Origin of the sequence: Microbacterium sp. lyk4-40-TSB-66 (assembly GCF_030209475.1) — a bacterium.
GTDB lineage: Bacteria > Actinomycetota > Actinomycetes > Actinomycetales > Microbacteriaceae > Microbacterium.
The window spans coordinates 173,650-188,206 of the sequence record NZ_JARVRW010000010.1 but is presented as its reverse complement, the minus strand read 5'-3'; the positions used below and the strand labels follow the sequence as shown (position 1 = coordinate 188,206).

At 69.7% G+C, this 14,557-nt stretch carries 13 protein-coding genes; 1 reads left to right on the top strand and 12 read right to left on the bottom strand.

The window, feature by feature from the left end; all coding sequences use genetic code 11:
• Positions 1-94: 94 nt before the first annotated feature.
• On the bottom strand, positions 95-3,559 hold the full coding sequence (gene dnaE, locus QRO03_RS13270) for a DNA polymerase III subunit alpha (protein ID WP_502883046.1): 3,465 nt from the start codon (positions 3,557-3,559) through the stop codon (positions 95-97).
• Between the two features lie 148 nt (positions 3,560-3,707).
• Here dnaE and QRO03_RS13265 point away from each other — a divergent pair, with 148 nt between their 5' ends.
• Positions 3,708-4,181, top strand: a complete 474-nt coding sequence (locus QRO03_RS13265) for an NUDIX hydrolase (protein WP_285137962.1) — start codon at positions 3,708-3,710, stop codon at positions 4,179-4,181.
• Between the two features lie 64 nt (positions 4,182-4,245).
• Here the strand turns inward: QRO03_RS13265 and QRO03_RS13260 are convergent, their stop codons facing one another.
• From QRO03_RS13260 to ftsW, 11 genes are all read right to left on the bottom strand, one after another.
• The gene (locus QRO03_RS13260) at positions 4,246-5,169 is read right to left on the bottom strand and encodes an RluA family pseudouridine synthase (protein WP_285137961.1); all 924 of its coding nucleotides are present in this window, start codon (positions 5,167-5,169) and stop codon (positions 4,246-4,248) included.
• Position 5,170: 1 nt separating this feature from the next.
• Positions 5,171-5,761 (bottom strand): signal peptidase II, encoded by a 591-nt coding sequence (lspA, locus tag QRO03_RS13255; protein WP_285137960.1) that lies wholly within the window; start codon positions 5,759-5,761, stop codon positions 5,171-5,173.
• 9 nt (positions 5,762-5,770) lie between these two features.
• Positions 5,771-6,403 (bottom strand): DivIVA domain-containing protein, encoded by a 633-nt coding sequence (locus QRO03_RS13250; protein WP_285137959.1) that lies wholly within the window; start codon positions 6,401-6,403, stop codon positions 5,771-5,773.
• A gap of 135 nt (positions 6,404-6,538) precedes the next feature.
• Positions 6,539-6,841 (bottom strand): YggT family protein, encoded by a 303-nt coding sequence (locus QRO03_RS13245; protein ID WP_055957458.1) that lies wholly within the window; start codon positions 6,839-6,841, stop codon positions 6,539-6,541.
• Between the two features lie 6 nt (positions 6,842-6,847).
• On the bottom strand, positions 6,848-7,321 hold the full coding sequence (locus QRO03_RS13240) for a cell division protein SepF (RefSeq protein ID WP_183417950.1): 474 nt from the start codon (positions 7,319-7,321) through the stop codon (positions 6,848-6,850).
• Between the two features lie 31 nt (positions 7,322-7,352).
• Positions 7,353-8,036 carry a YggS family pyridoxal phosphate-dependent enzyme gene (locus QRO03_RS13235; RefSeq protein WP_285137958.1) on the bottom strand — a complete coding sequence of 228 codons (684 nt, stop codon included), beginning with the start codon at positions 8,034-8,036 and terminating at the stop codon, positions 7,353-7,355.
• Positions 8,037-8,107: 71 nt separating this feature from the next.
• Positions 8,108-9,295 carry a cell division protein FtsZ gene (gene ftsZ / locus QRO03_RS13230; protein WP_285137957.1) on the bottom strand — a complete coding sequence of 396 codons (1,188 nt, stop codon included), beginning with the start codon at positions 9,293-9,295 and terminating at the stop codon, positions 8,108-8,110.
• Between the two features lie 280 nt (positions 9,296-9,575).
• On the bottom strand, positions 9,576-10,505 hold the full coding sequence (locus tag QRO03_RS13225) for an FtsQ-type POTRA domain-containing protein (RefSeq protein WP_285137956.1): 930 nt from the start codon (positions 10,503-10,505) through the stop codon (positions 9,576-9,578).
• Positions 10,506-10,507: 2 nt separating this feature from the next.
• Positions 10,508-11,914, bottom strand: a complete 1,407-nt coding sequence (gene murC, locus QRO03_RS13220; RefSeq protein ID WP_285137955.1) for a UDP-N-acetylmuramate--L-alanine ligase — start codon at positions 11,912-11,914, stop codon at positions 10,508-10,510.
• A gap of 191 nt (positions 11,915-12,105) precedes the next feature.
• Positions 12,106-13,179: a UDP-N-acetylglucosamine--N-acetylmuramyl-(pentapeptide) pyrophosphoryl-undecaprenol N-acetylglucosamine transferase gene (locus QRO03_RS13215; protein ID WP_285137954.1), complete on the bottom strand. Its 1,074-nt coding sequence runs from the start codon at positions 13,177-13,179 to the stop codon at positions 12,106-12,108.
• 120 nt (positions 13,180-13,299) lie between these two features.
• Positions 13,300-14,553, bottom strand: a complete 1,254-nt coding sequence (gene ftsW / locus QRO03_RS13210; RefSeq protein ID WP_285137953.1) for a putative lipid II flippase FtsW — start codon at positions 14,551-14,553, stop codon at positions 13,300-13,302.
• Positions 14,554-14,557 lie beyond the last annotated feature (4 nt).

Below are 14,557 nucleotides of genomic sequence, written 5' to 3'. Positions count from 1 at the left end.
ATGATCCTTTCACCAGGGCGCCGGAGCGCCTGGTCATCCTAATCACGGGCTCGTCGGCATCCGCGGGGCTTGCAGCGGGAGGTTCGGGGGCGATTCAGCCGAGGCAGTTCGGCCCGAGCAGACCTTTCAGCTCACCGAAGAGGTCGGCCGTGACGCGCACGGGCATCGGCACCTCGAACACCTTCGCGGTCGCGCCTTTGTGCAGCTTGAGAACGACCTCGGTCGAGCCCGAATGCCGGCGCAGCATCTGTGCGAGTTCTCCGACCAGCGCCTCGTTCGCGCGCTGCTCCGGCACCATGAGCGTCAGACCGCCCGTCTCATCGAGCCCCTCGAGGTCGGGCGCGAACGCGCTCTGCGCGTGCAGGTTGAGGCCGTCGTCGCGGCGCGACACCCGACCCCGCACGACGAGGATCGAGTCGGCCTGCAGCACCGGTGCGAACTCGGCGTAGGTCTTGCCCATGAACATCACGGTCACCTCGCCGTTGAAGTCCTCGACGGTGATCATGCCGTAGGGGTTGCCGCTCTGCTTCGCCACCCGGTGCTGGACGCTGGTGAGCAGACCCGCCACGGTGACCTGATCGCCGTCCTGCACGTCTTCGGACGCCAGCAGATCGTGGATGGAGGTGGACGCGTGCTTGGCCAGCGGAACCTCGAGGCCCGCGAGGGGGTGGTCGGACACGTAGAGTCCGAGCATCTCGCGCTCGAACGCCAGTTTGTCTTTCTTGGTCCACTCGGGTCGTTCGGGAACCTTGACGACCTGCTGCGGTTCGTCCCACAGCGAGTCGAAGTCGAAGCCGACCTCGCCGTTCGCCTCCCGTCGCTTGTCGAGCACGGCGCCTTCGCAGGCGTCTTCGTGCACCTCGACCAGAGCGCGCCGGGTCGACCCGAGCGAGTCGAACGCCCCGGCCTTGATCAACGATTCGACCGTGCGCTTGTTGGCCACGTGCATCGGCACCTTCGACAAGAAGTCGTGGAACGAGGTGTACCTGGCGTCCTGGCGCGCGGCGACGATGCCGTCGACGACGTTGGTGCCGACGTTGCGGACCGCGCCCAGGCCGAAGCGGATGTCTTCGCCGACGGCCGCGAAGAAGCGGATCGATTCGTTCACATCGGGCGGCAGCACCTTGATGCCCATGCGGCGGCACTCGTTGAGATAGACCGCCATCTTGTCTTTCGAGTCACCGACACTCGTCAGCAGCGCGGCCATGTACTCGGCCGGGTAGTGCGCCTTGAGGTAGGCCGTCCAGTACGACACGAGCCCGTAGGCGGCGGTGTGCGCCTTGTTGAAGGCGTAGTCGGCGAACGACTCGAGCACCTTCCACAGCGTCTGCTGCGCGACGTCGCCGAAGCCGCGCTCGGTCATGCCGCCGAAGAAGATCTCTTTCTGCTTGTCGAGCTCGCTCTTCTTCTTCTTGCCCATCGCGCGGCGAAGAAGGTCGGCCTGACCGAGCGTGTACCCCGCGACACGCTGCGCGACGGCCATCACCTGCTCCTGGTAGACGATGAGGCCGTAGGTGGTGTCGAGGATGTCGGCGAGCGGCTCCTCGAGCTCGGGATGGATCGGCTCGATCTCCTGCTGCTTGTTCTTGCGCAGCGCGTAGTTGATGTGCGAGTTCACGCCCATGGGACCGGGGCGGTACAGCGCCAGCACCGCCGAAATGTCTTCGAAGTTGTCGGGCCGCATCAAGCGCAGCAGCGAACGCATGGGTCCGCCGTCGAGCTGGAAGACGCCGAGCGTGTCTCCGCGGGCGAGGAGTTCGTAGGATGCCGCATCGTCGAGGTCGAGGTCTTCCAGCACGAGCGGATGGCCGCGGTTGGCCTCGATGTTGTCGAGGGCGTCGTTGATGATGGTGAGGTTGCGCAGCCCCAGGAAGTCCATCTTGATCAGGCCGAGCGACTCGCACGCGGGGTAGTCGAACTGCGTGACGATCTGGCCGTCCTGCTCGCGGCGCATGATCGGGATGATGTCGATGAGGGGCTCGCTCGACATGATGACGCCGGCGGCGTGCACGCCCCACTGGCGCTTGAGGTTTTCGAGCCCCAGGGCGGTGTCGAAGACCGTCTTGGCCTCGGCGTCGGTCTCGATGAGCGTGCGGAACTCGCTCGCCTCTTTGTACCGCGGGTGCTCGGGGTTGAACATGCCGTCGAGGGGCATGTCCTTGCCCATCACGGCCGGGGGCATGGCCTTGGTGAGACGGTCGCCCATGCTGAAGGGGAAGCCCAGGACGCGCCCAGCGTCTTTCAGGGCCTGCTTCGCCTTGATGGTGCCGTACGTCACGATCTGCGCCACACGCTCGTCGCCGTACTTCTCGGTGACGTACTGGATGACCTCGCCGCGACGACGGTCGTCGAAGTCGACGTCGAAGTCGGGCATGGAGACGCGGTCGGGATTCAGGAAGCGCTCGAAGATGAGGCCGTGCTTGAGCGGATCGAGATCGGTGATCTTCATCGCGTACGCGACCATCGACCCCGCGCCCGAGCCACGGCCCGGACCCACGCGGATGCCGTGGTCTTTGGCCCAGTTGATGAAGTCGGCGACGACGAGGAAGTAGCCCGGGAACCCCATCTGCAGGATGACGTCGGTCTCGTACTCGGCCTGCTTGCGCACGTCGTCGGGGATGCCGTCGGGATAGCGGTCGCGGAGGCCGTTCTCGACCTCTTTGATCATCCAGCTGCCCTCGGTCTCGCCCGCGGGGACGGGGAAGCGCGGCATGTAGTTCGCGGAGGTGTCGAACTCGACCTCGCATCGCTCGGCGATGAGCAGGGTGTTGTCGCACGCCTCGGGGTTGTCACGGAACACCTGACGCATCTCGGCGGCCGATTTGACGTAGTAGCCGTCGCCGTCGAACTTGAAGCGCTTCGGGTCGTCGAGCGTCGACCCCGACTGCACGCACAGAAGAGCGGCGTGGCTCGTGGCGTCGTGCTGATGGGTGTAGTGGAGGTCGTTCGTGCCGACGAGCGGAATGCCGAGGTCTTTCGAGATCTTCAGCAGGTCGGTCATGACGCGCCGCTCGATCGAGAGTCCGTGGTCCATGATCTCGGCGAAGTAGTTCTCTTTGCCGAAGATGTCCTGGAACTCCGCCGCGGCGGCGCGCGCGGCGTCGTACTGGCCGAGGCGCAAACGCGTCTGCACCTCCCCCGAGGGGCAGCCGGTGGTGGCGATGAGACCCTTGCCGTAGGTCTGCAGCAGCTCGCGGTCCATGCGGGGCTTGAAGTAGTACCCCTCCATGCTCGCCCTCGACGACAGCCGGAACAGGTTGTGCATGCCCTCGGTCGTCTCGGAGAGCAGCGTCATGTGCGTGTACGCACCCGAACCGGAGACGTCGTCGCCCTGCTGCTCGGGCGTACCCCACCGCACCCGCGCCTTGTCGGAACGGTGCGTGCCGGGGGTGACGTACGCCTCGATGCCGATGATCGGCTTGATGCCGGCGTCTTTCGCGGTCTTGTAGAACTCGTAGGCCGCGAAGGTGTTGCCGTGGTCGGTGACCGCGATGGCCGGCATGCCCAATTTGACGGCCTCTTGCACCATCGGGCCGATGCGCGCGGCGCCGTCGAGCATCGAGTACTCGCTGTGCACGTGAAGGTGAGCGAAGGAGTCTGCTGCCACGTATCGAGTGTACGTTCGGCCTCCGACATCGCCCCTCGATGTTCGGGGCGGACGCCCAGTCGGCGACGACCACCGCGCGCGGCTCGGCTACGGTGGGCGCGTGCCCACCCCTGATTTCGTGCTGGAGCTCCGCCGTCACATCGGCATCCGTCCCCTCCCTCTCGTGGGGGTGACCGCGGTCATCGTGCACGACGGGCAGGTGCTGCTCGGTCGCCGCAGCGACAACGGACGGCTGACGCCGATCACCGGCATCGTCGACCCGGGCGAGGAACCCGCCGACGCCGCCGTCCGCGAGGCGGAGGAGGAGGCGGGGGTGCGCATCAGCGTCGACAGGCTCGCCTGGGTGCATCAGATCCCGCGGGTGACCTACGCCAACGGCGACCAGAGCGACTATCTCGACCTGACCTTCGCGTGCCGCTGGATCTCGGGCGACCCCGTGCCGGTCGACGGGGAGATGACCGAGGTCGGGTGGCATCCGATCACCGCCCTCGACGAGATCCTGGATGCCGACATGTCGGCGCGCGTGCGGGCGGCGCTCGACGATCACCCGACGCTCTTCGAGGGCGGGCGCTGAGGACCGCACGATCCCGAAGGCGGCGGCGCGGGTGGAATCGTGCGGACACGGGTGAGGATCGGCGTCAGGCTCCGTCGCCGAGGATCTCCAGCGCGCGCGCCAGGTCGGGCGGGTAGGGCGACTCGAACGCGACCCACTCCCCCGTGCCGGGGTGCGTGAAGGCCAATCGGTGGGCGTGCAGCCACTGCCGCGTCAGCCCCAGGCGCGCGGACAGGGTGGGGTCGGCCCCGTACAGGGGATCGCCCGCGCACGGGTGCCTGTGCGCGGCCATGTGCACGCGGATCTGGTGGGTGCGGCCCGTCTCGAGATGGATCTCGAGGAGCGATGCCCGGGGAAAGGCCTCGAGGGTCTCGTAGTGAGTGACCGAGTCCTTGCCGTGGGGGGTGACGGCGAACTTCCACGAGTGGTGGGGATGCCGCCCGATCGGCGCGTCGATGGTTCCGCTGAGCGGATCGGGATGACCCTGCACGACGGCGTGGTAGATCTTCTCGACCTCGCGTTCTTTGAACGCGCTCTTGAGCAGTGTGTAGGCGCGCTCGGCCTTGGCGACGACCATGAGACCGCTCGTGCCCGCGTCGAGGCGGTGCACGACTCCGCGTCGCTCGGCCGGGCCGCTCGTGGCGATGCGGAAGCCCGCCGCCGCCAGGGCACCGAGGACCGTGGGCCCCTCCCAGCCGACCGAGGGGTGGGCGGCCACGCCCGCGGGCTTGTCGACTACGACGATGTCGTCGTCGTCGTGGACGATGCCGAGGTCGGGGACCGCGACCGGCACGATCTCGGGTTCGCGCTTGGCCTCCCATTCCACGCTGAGCCAAGCGCCCGCGCGGAGGCGATCGGACCGACCGACGGTGCGCCCGTCGACGCTCACTCCCCCGGCGTCGGCGACGTCGGCCGCGAAGGTCCGCGAGAAGCCGAGCATCTTCGCCAGCGCCTGGTCGACGCGCGTTCCCTCGAGCCCGTCGGGGACGGGCAGACTCCGCGACTCCATGTCAGCGGGTGCCCTGCTCGGGCGACGGCTCGACTTCGCCGTCGGTGTCTGCGGTGGCGGCTTCGGCCCTCGAGGCGCGCGTCTCGCGCGTGCCGTCGAGTCGGAGCCCCACCAGCACGAGGATGGCGACCGAGATCATCATCGAGACGATGAAGATATCGGCGACGTTGTAGATCGCGGGCATCATCCAGGGGGTCGAGATGAAGTCCACGACGTGACCCACCGGGAAGCCCGGGTCGCGCACGAGACGGTCGGTGAGGTTGCCGAGCACACCCCCGAGGAGAAGACCGAGCACGACGGCCCACAGCCGCGATCGCACACGCCGCACAGCGAGGAAGACGATGACGCCGGCGACGACCGCCAGCGCGATGGTGAACACCCACGTCACTCCCTCGCCGAGGGAGAAGGCGGCACCGGGATTTCGGACGAGATAGAACTGCAGGGCGTCGCCCAGCACGGGGACGACGCGCTCCGGGGGAAGAGTGTCGATGGCGACGGTCTTCGCCAACTGGTCGGCGGCCAGCACCAGCACCGCGAGAATCGCGATGACGATGCCGGCCGCCGCCGGACGCAGAGGAGAACGACTGCGCAAAGAGTGGTCCTACAGACCGATCGCCGACACCGGCGTCGAGCCCGAGGACGTCGCGGTGGTGTCGAGGTCGCGGAGCTGACCCTCGATGTACGAACGCAGCTGCGAGCGGTAGTCGCGCTCGAAGTTGCGCAGCTCGGTGATGCGGCCCTCGAGCGTCACGCGCTCCTTCTCGAGACGGGCGCGCTCTTCGCGGCCCTTCTGCTCGGCCTCGGCGACGATGGACGCCGCCTGGGCCTGGGCGTCGCTGACGAGCTGGTCGCGCTGTGCGCGGCCCTCGGCGACGTGCTCGTCGTGCAGGCGCTGGGCCAGCTCGATGATGCCGGCGCTCTGGGCGGCGGGCTCGATGTCGGGGGTCGGCGTCGACGCGACGGGGGCCGGAGCCGGGGCGGGAGCCTCTTCGACGACGGGCTCGGCGGCGGCGGCGGGCGCCTCGGCGGCGGGCGCCTCTGCGGCGGCGGGGGTGGCCTCGCCGGACTCGTAGGCCGCGAGCTTGTTCTTCAGCTCGTCGTTCTCAGCGATCGTCTTGCGCCACTCGACGACGATCTCGTCGAGGAAGTCGTCGACCTCGTCGGGGTCGAAACCCTCTTTGAAACGCACGTGCTGGAACTGCTTGGTGACGACGTCATCGGGGGTCAGTGCCATGGTGATTCCTCTTTCGAGAGCTCTGATGAAGAAGGGGTGGGGGTGTCGCACCGAGGCGTACCGCTTCGGAACAGCATAGCCGCCGCCCCTCCACAGTGTCGAAGTGCACTGTCGAAGAGACGGCGGCGATGCGGGTCACGCGGCCGCGAGGGACCGCGTGACGCTGAGCAGAAGGAAGCAGACGAACATCACGATCGCGAAACCGAAGTCGATCGCGATCCCCCCGATGCGCAGGGGCGGGATCACGCGACGGATCAGCTTGATGGGCGGATCCGTCACGGTGTAGACGATCTCGGCGAGCACCAGGGTGGCGCCGCGCGGACGCCACTCCCGGTTGAACATCGGAATGTACTCGAGCACGAGGCGCGCGAGCAGGATCACGATGTAGATGAACAGGATGACGCTGAGAATGGAGCCGACCAGGCTCAGGACGGCCACGACGCGTTACTGGGACGCGAAGGGCGCACCCTCGGGGTCGGCCTGCGCGATCGCACCGTCGCCGGAGACGGCGATGTTCTCGGGAGAGAGCAGGAACACCTTGCTCGTCACCCGCTCGATGCGACCGTACAGCCCGAGCGAGAGTCCGCTCGCGAAGTCGATCAGGCGACGCGCGTCGGCGTCGCTCATCTGCGACAGGTTGATGATGACCGGAATGCCCTCGCGGAAGTTCTCGGCGATCGTCTGCGCGTCGCGATACTGCTTGGGGTGCACCGTGAGGATCTCGCTCACGGGCCCGGCGGTGGGCTGACGCACCACGGCGGGGCGGTGCAGGGGGGTCACCGGCGCGGCCTTCTCGAGGGGAGCAGCAGTCTGTGCGGGCTGCTTGCGCGCGATGGGCTGCGGCGCTGTCTCCTCATAGGTCTCTTCCTCGTCGGCGAGGCCCAGGTACACCATCGTTTTCTTGAGGGGGTTCGACATCGCATCCTCCGTTCGCTCGTCTGGTTCGAGGCTAGTCGCGCGGGGGCCTCGGGCCCGTGATTGCGGAACCGATCCGCAGGTGTGTCGCGCCCATCGCGATCGCTTCGGGGAAGTCGCCCGTCATGCCCGCGGAGATCCACTCGGCGTCGGGGACGACGGAGCGCACCGTGTCGGCTGACCGGCGCAGCCGTTCGAAGGCCCGGACGGGTTCTTCGTCGAGCGGCGCGACCGCCATGACGCCGCGCAGGCGTAGGGTCGACAGCCCCGCGACGTGCGCGGCGAGCTCCTCGACGCCGCTGGGGTCGACCCCGCCGCGGCCCGCGTCGTCGGTGAGGTTCACCTGCAGGAGCACATCTAGCGGGCCGTCACCGTCGGCGCCGTCGAGAGCGTCGGCGATGCGCGCGCGGTCGACCGAGTGCACGGCATCCGCCGCCGCCCGCACCGCGCGCGCCTTGTTCGTCTGGGCCTGACCGATGAAGTGCCACCGGAGGTCCCGGATGCCGTCCAGCTCGGCGCGCTTGGCGGTGAGCTCCTGCTGCCGGTTCTCCCCCACGTCCCGCACGCCCAGGGCGTGGAGCTCCGACACGAGGGTCGCGGGATGGAACTTCGTCACGACGATCCTGGTGATGGCGGCGGCGTCGCGGTGGGCCGCGCGGGCGGCATCCTGAATGCGCGCGTCGACGGCGGCGAGACGATCGGCCAGGGCGGTGTCCATGGGGCTCCTTCGACGACGAGAGCGGGCCCGGTGGTGACCGGACCCGCTTTCGTCGGAGAGTTCGTGCGTGCTTACTTCAGGAAGTCGGGCACGTCGAGGTCGTCGTCGGCGTAGCCGTTGTCGTACGAGGTCTCGGGCACGCGCGCGGTGACGGGCGCCGGCTCCGGGCGACGCTCGGGGACGCGCTCGGCCGTGGCCTTCTGCTCCTCGGCCGCGTCGAGGTCGCGGGCGACGTCGTCGGCGGGGATCGCGGGCAGCACCGGGGTGGATGCCGGACGCTGGGCGCCGACAGGATCGATGCGCAGCGAGGGCTCGCCCCCGTCGAAACCGGCGGCGATCACGGTGACGCGCACCTCGTCGCCGAGGGTGTCGTCGATGACCGTGCCGAAGATGATGTTCGCCTCGGGGTGGGCCGCTTCCTTGACGAGCTGTGCGGCGTCGTTGATCTCGAAGATGCCGAGGTTCGAACCGCCCTGGATCGACAGCAGCACACCGTGCGCACCCTCGATCGACGCCTCGAGCAGGGGGGATTCGACGGCGAGCTCCGCGGCCTTGATGGCGCGGTCCGCGCCGCGGGCGGAGCCGATGCCCATCAGAGCCGACCCCGCACCCTGCATGACGCTCTTCACGTCGGCGAAGTCGAGGTTGATCAGACCCGGCGTGGTGATCAGGTCGGTGATGCCCTGGACACCCGCGAGCAGGACCTGGTCGGCGGTGGCGAAGGCCTCGATCATCGAGATCCCGCGATCGCTGATCTCGAGCAGGCGGTCGTTGGGCACGACGATGAGGGTGTCGACCTCTTCCTTCAGACGTCCGACACCCGCCTCGGCCTGGCTCTGGCGACGGCGTCCCTCGAACGAGAAGGGCTTGGTGACGACACCGATGGTCAGCGCGCCGATCGACTTCGCGATCTTGGCGACGACCGGGGCACCGCCGGTGCCCGTCCCGCCACCCTCGCCCGCGGTGACGAAGACCATGTCGGCGCCGCGCAGGGCCTCTTCGATCTCCTCCGCGTGGTCCTCGGCGGCGCGACGGCCGACCTCGGGGTCGGCGCCCGCGCCGAGTCCCCGGGTGAGCTCGCGACCCACGTCGAGCTTGACGTCGGCGTCGCTCATCAGCAGCGCCTGCGCGTCGGTGTTGATCGCGATGAACTCCACGCCGCGAAGGCCGAGCTCGATCATGCGATTGACGGCGTTGACGCCGCCGCCGCCCACACCGACGACCTTGATCACGGCGAGGTAGTTCTGGTTGTGGCTCATGCCGGCCTCCGTTTGTCCCCGAACCCGAAACTTTAAACCTCATGTTGAGGGTTAAAGAATTGCCCGGTATGCAATTCCTTAGCTCGAAGGTAGGTGGCGCATCGGATGCCGCTCGCCCGACACGCGGCGTGTCGGACTATCGCCTCGCAGATCCGTGGCGGAGGCTCGGCCGCACCCGCGCTGAGAAGGCGCGACGGGATGACGGTCGCCGTACACCACGACACCCCCGCGCGCGCTCATGCCCCCACGCACCGCGTCGACATGGCCTGCGAGAGCGACTCTAGGAACGGACGACGCCCGCGTCGGGAGAGGTCACGTCGTACTCTCTGGCGCGATCGGGCGGGCTCTTCTGCATCAGCCGGTCGAGCACGACAGCCTTCTCGGCCGAACGCTCGGCACTCCCCCACACGACCGTCGAGCCCGACGCGCCCAGCGTCAGGGTGACGTCGTCGGGAGTGGATGCCGAGACGCCGGTGACCTGCGCGCGGACCGCGTCCGGCAGAGCTCGCATGACCCGCCCGGCGGCGTGGAACGCCGCCGACTGCGTCCCCTCCGCGATGTCGAGGACGGGCTGACCGGCCGGGGCGTCGGGGGTGGTCGACAGGGCGACGCCGGCGGCATCCACCACCGTGAAACCCGCCGCGCCCTGTATGGCGCCGATGGGGGTGCGCTCGACGATGTTCACGACGAGGTCGTGCGGCGGCCGGGCCTCGAGCGTGTAGGACTCCACGAGCGGGAAGCGCACGAGGGCCGCCTTCACGGCACTGTCGTCCACGAGCGCGAGAGGGGTTCCCAGCTGACCGCCGAGGGCATCGGTGACGGCGGCCGGATCGAGCTGCGAGGTGCCGACGACGTCGATGCGCTCGACCGCGAACAGCGGCGAGTACGCCGCGCCCGCCGTGCCGGCGACGGTGACGAGGATCGCCGCGCCCACGCCGATCCAGAGGTTACGACGACGGCGACTGCGCACCGTGAACCGCTTGACCTCGGCCGACAGCGCGCGACGGCGGGCGCGAGAGGCGCGCAGCACGTCGCGGAAGCCCGCCCCCTCGAGGGTCGGCTCCCCCACGGCATCCACCGCCTCCGGGCGCACGAGCGGCGTCACCGGTGCGGCACCGGCCGCGGGGTCGTGGCGCTCCCCGGTGCGCTCAGCCCGCGCGGCCGGACGGACGGACTCCGGCTGCTGCGGAAGGGGCGAGGGCCGCTTCACGCTCAGACCGCCGCGGCCTCGGTGCGCGAGAGCGCGTCGAGCACCTGCGGAATGATCTGGTAGACGTTTCCGCAGCCGAGGGTGATGACGTAATCGCCCGGGCGAGCGATAAGTGCGGTGTAGTCCGCCGCCGCCTGCCAGTCGGGCACGTAGTGCACGTGCGCGGGATCCGCGAACGCTCCGCTCACGAGCTCTCCCGTGACCCCGGGCACCGGGTCTTCGCGGGCGCCGTACACGTCGAGCATGACGGTGTGGTCGGCGTGGGTCTCGAGCACCTCGGCGAACTCGCGGTACATCTCCTGCGTGCGCGAATAGGTGTGCGGCTGCTGGATCGCGATCAAGCGCCCCTCGCCCACGACAGTGCGCGCGGCCGACAGGGCTGCGGCCACCTCGGTGGGGTGGTGGGCGTAGTCGTCGTAGACGCTGACACCCTGCGCCACCCCGTGCAGCTCGAAGCGGCGCACGGTTCCACCGAAGCCCTCGACGGCGCGAGCGGCATCGGCGAGCGAATGTCCGAGCACGCGCAGCACGGCGACCGCGCCGGCGGCGTTGACCGCGTTGTGGGCGCCCGGCACGCGCAGCCGCACGTCGACGCTTTCGCCGCCGGCGGTGAGCGTGAAGGCGACGGGGCCGTCGGTGCGGATGCCGCTGAGGCGAACGTCGGCCGAGGCGTCCTCGCCGAAGGTCACGACGCCCGCATGGGTGATGCGCTCGCGCACGGCGCGCGCACCGGGGTCGTCGGCCGAGATGACCACGGCCTCGCTCGCGGCATCCGCGAAACGGGCGAAGGCGGCGTCGAACGCGTCGCGGGAGCCGTAGTGGTCGAGGTGATCGGGGTCGACGTTGGTGATGAGCGCTACCGAGGTGTCGTACAGCTCGAAGGTGCCGTCGGACTCGTCGGCCTCGATGACGACGAGGTCGTCGGCGCCGGTGCCGCTGGAGACGCCGAGGTCGGCGATGACGCCCCCGTTGACGAAGGTGGGTGCGACGCCGAGGGTGCGGAGGGCCGTGACGATCATGCCGGTCGAGGTGGTCTTGCCGTGCGCGCCGGCGACCGAGACGAGACGTCGACCCCCGATGAGCCAGTGCAGGGCCTGGGAGCGGTGGATGACGTGGAGTCCGCGCTGCTTCGCCGTGACGAACTCGGGGTTCTCGGGCCAGATGGCGCCGGTGTGCACCACCGTGTCGGCGTCGCCCAGGTGGGCGGCGTCGTGACCGACGTGGACGGTCGCGCCACGCGCCGCGAGGTCTCGCAGGGCGGCGCTGTCGGAGCGGTCGGAACCCGACACCCGGATGCCGCGGTCGAGGAACATGCGGGCGAGCCCCGACATGCCCGATCCACCGATACCGATGAAGTGGGCGGAGGCGATGTCCTCGGGGAGGGGGAGGCTCAGGTCGGGTCTGATCATGGCGTCTGCGAGTTTACGTCGCCCACCCTGCGCAGATGCCCCGGCGCGCCCGCGGGGACGCTGCGAAGCCCACGGACCGTCGCCCCGCGGGTCCTCGGACCGTTTGCCGCCGGGCCGGGACCGTCGCGCTGCGCGGCCTCGGACCGTCGTGCGCGCCGACGTGGACCCGTCGCGCCGTGCCGGTCCGGGCTTCAGCCCGCGAGCGCCTCGTCGATCAGCGCGATGACGTTCTCGGTGCCCGTGCGGATGCCGGTCCGCGCGGCGGCGTCGCGCATCGCCGTGCGGCGGGAGTCGTCGCGCAGCAGCGGCACGATCTCCGAACGCACGCGCTCGGGCGTCAGGTCGGCGTCGGCGATGAGGATCGCCGCGCCCGCGCGCACCGAGGCGGCCGCGTTCAGGCTCTGCTCGCCGTTGCCGACGGCGTATGGCACGTAGACCGCGGGGATCCCGAGGGCGTTGATCTCGCTGACCGTCGCCGCGCCCGAGCGCGAGACGACGAAGTCTGCCAGGGCGAACGCGAGGTCCATGCGGTCGACGTAGCGCACGAGCGCGTACCCGTCGACGGCGGGATCGGGCAGATCCGATCCCTGTCCCGTGACGTGCAGCAGCTGCCAGCCCGCGTCGAGCACGTCGCGCCATGCTCCCCCGAATGCCGTGTTGAGCCGCAGGGCGCCGAGCGACCCGCCGAACACGAGGAGGGTCGGGCGGGCGGCGTCGAGTCCGAAGTGCGCGGCCGCTTCGGCGCGGCATGCCGCGGCGTCGAGTCCGACGATCTCGTGGCGGAGCGGCATCCCCACCTCCCGCGCACCCCGCAGAGGGGTGCCGGCGAAGGCCACGCCGACCGCCGCGGCGCGTCGCGCGCCCAGCACGTTCGCCAGGCCCGGCTTCGCGTTCGCCTCGTGCACGACGAACGGCACCCGCTCGCGGCGGGCGGCGATGTAGGCGGGAGCCGCGGCGTATCCGCCGAACCCGATCACGACGTCGACGCCGCGGGCGCGGATGAGTCGGCGCACGTGCGCCACGGCCCGCAGGAAGCGGGTGGGGAAGACCGCGGCCGCGCGGTCGGGGCGGCGCGGGAACGGCACCTTCGCGACCGTGAGCAGCTCGTAGCCGCGCAGGGGCACGAGGCGCGCCTCCAGCCCCTCGCGCGTGCCGAGCACGAGCACGTCGGCCGCGGCATCGCGCGCGCGGAGTCCGTCGGCCACGGCGAGGAGAGGATTGACGTGCCCGGCGGTGCCGCCGCCGGCGAGGAGGTAAGTCGTCACCGTACGACCCTAACCAGGTCGTGAGGCGAGCCTGGTCGCGAGGCGGGCCTGGTCGCGAGGCGGGCTACGTCACAGGGCCGGCGGAGTCGCTCAGCGCTCCCGGTCGCGCGACGGAGCGCCTCAGCTCCGGCGAGCCGCGCGCCGGCCCGTGGCGCGCCGGGGCGCGTCGGCCTCGGCGACCGCGCGACGGTCCGGGAGCGTGCGCGCGCACGACAGCAGCACGCCGCAGGCGATCAGCACCGACAGCAGGGAGGTTCCGCCCTGCGACATGAACGGCAGCGGCACGCCCAGCACGGGGAACACGCGCAGCACGACGCCGATGTTGACCAGAGCCTGACCGACGATCCAGAGCGTGATCGCGCCCGCGATGATGCGCACGAACGTGTCGTCGGTGCGACGGATGATTCGGAACGCACCCACGGCGAACAGGGCGAACAGCACGAGCACGACGATGCACCCGATGAGGCCCAGCTCTTCACCGATGATGGCGAAGATGTAGTCGTTGGCCGCAGCCGGGAGCCAGTCGTACTTCTCTTTCGAGTTGCCGAGGCCGAGGCCGAACAGTCCCCCACTCGCCAGGCCCCACACGCCGTGCAACGACTGGTAGCAGGTCGTGTAGTAGCACGACGCGTCATCGGGAGCGAAAAGACTGCCGATGCGCTCCATGCGGTTCTCGCTGCCGACCGCCGACAACAGCACCACCGCCACCGACAGAACCGCCGGCACGATGAACATGCGCAGCTTGATACCGGCGAAGAACAGGGCGCCCAGCACGACCAGCACGAGGATCATCACCGTGCCGAGGTCTTTACCACCGAGCACGGTGCCGATGACGAGCACCGACACGGGCACCACCGGGATGAACACGTGCGCCCACGAGGTGAGCAGCCGGCGCTTGCGGTACAGCACGGCGCCCATCCACAGCGCCAGCGCCAGCTTCAGGAATTCGGCGGGCTGGAACTGGAAGCCGGCGATCATCACCCAGTTGCGGTTGCCGTTCGCGGCGATGCCGACTCCGGGCACGTAGACCAGCAGCTGGAACGCCGTGGCGAAGATCAGCGCGGGCCAGGCGACCCTCTGCCAGAACGCCATGCGGGCGCGGCTGAGGACGAACATCAGCGGGATGCCCACGATCGCGAACACGCTCTGCTTCATCACGTGGTCGAAGGGACTCTGCCCCCCGTCCAGCGCCGAGGTCGCCGACAGCACCATGACCAGACCGAAGCCCGTCAGCAGCAGCGCCGCCGAGGCGATCAGCAGGAACTCGGTCGACACCGGACGGAAAGCCCGCCCCAGCGAGACGCGGGCGATCAGCCCACCCCGCTCGGGCTGGTCGTCGGGGGCCTGCCGCGGAGGGGGCGCCGTCGTGGTCACGCGT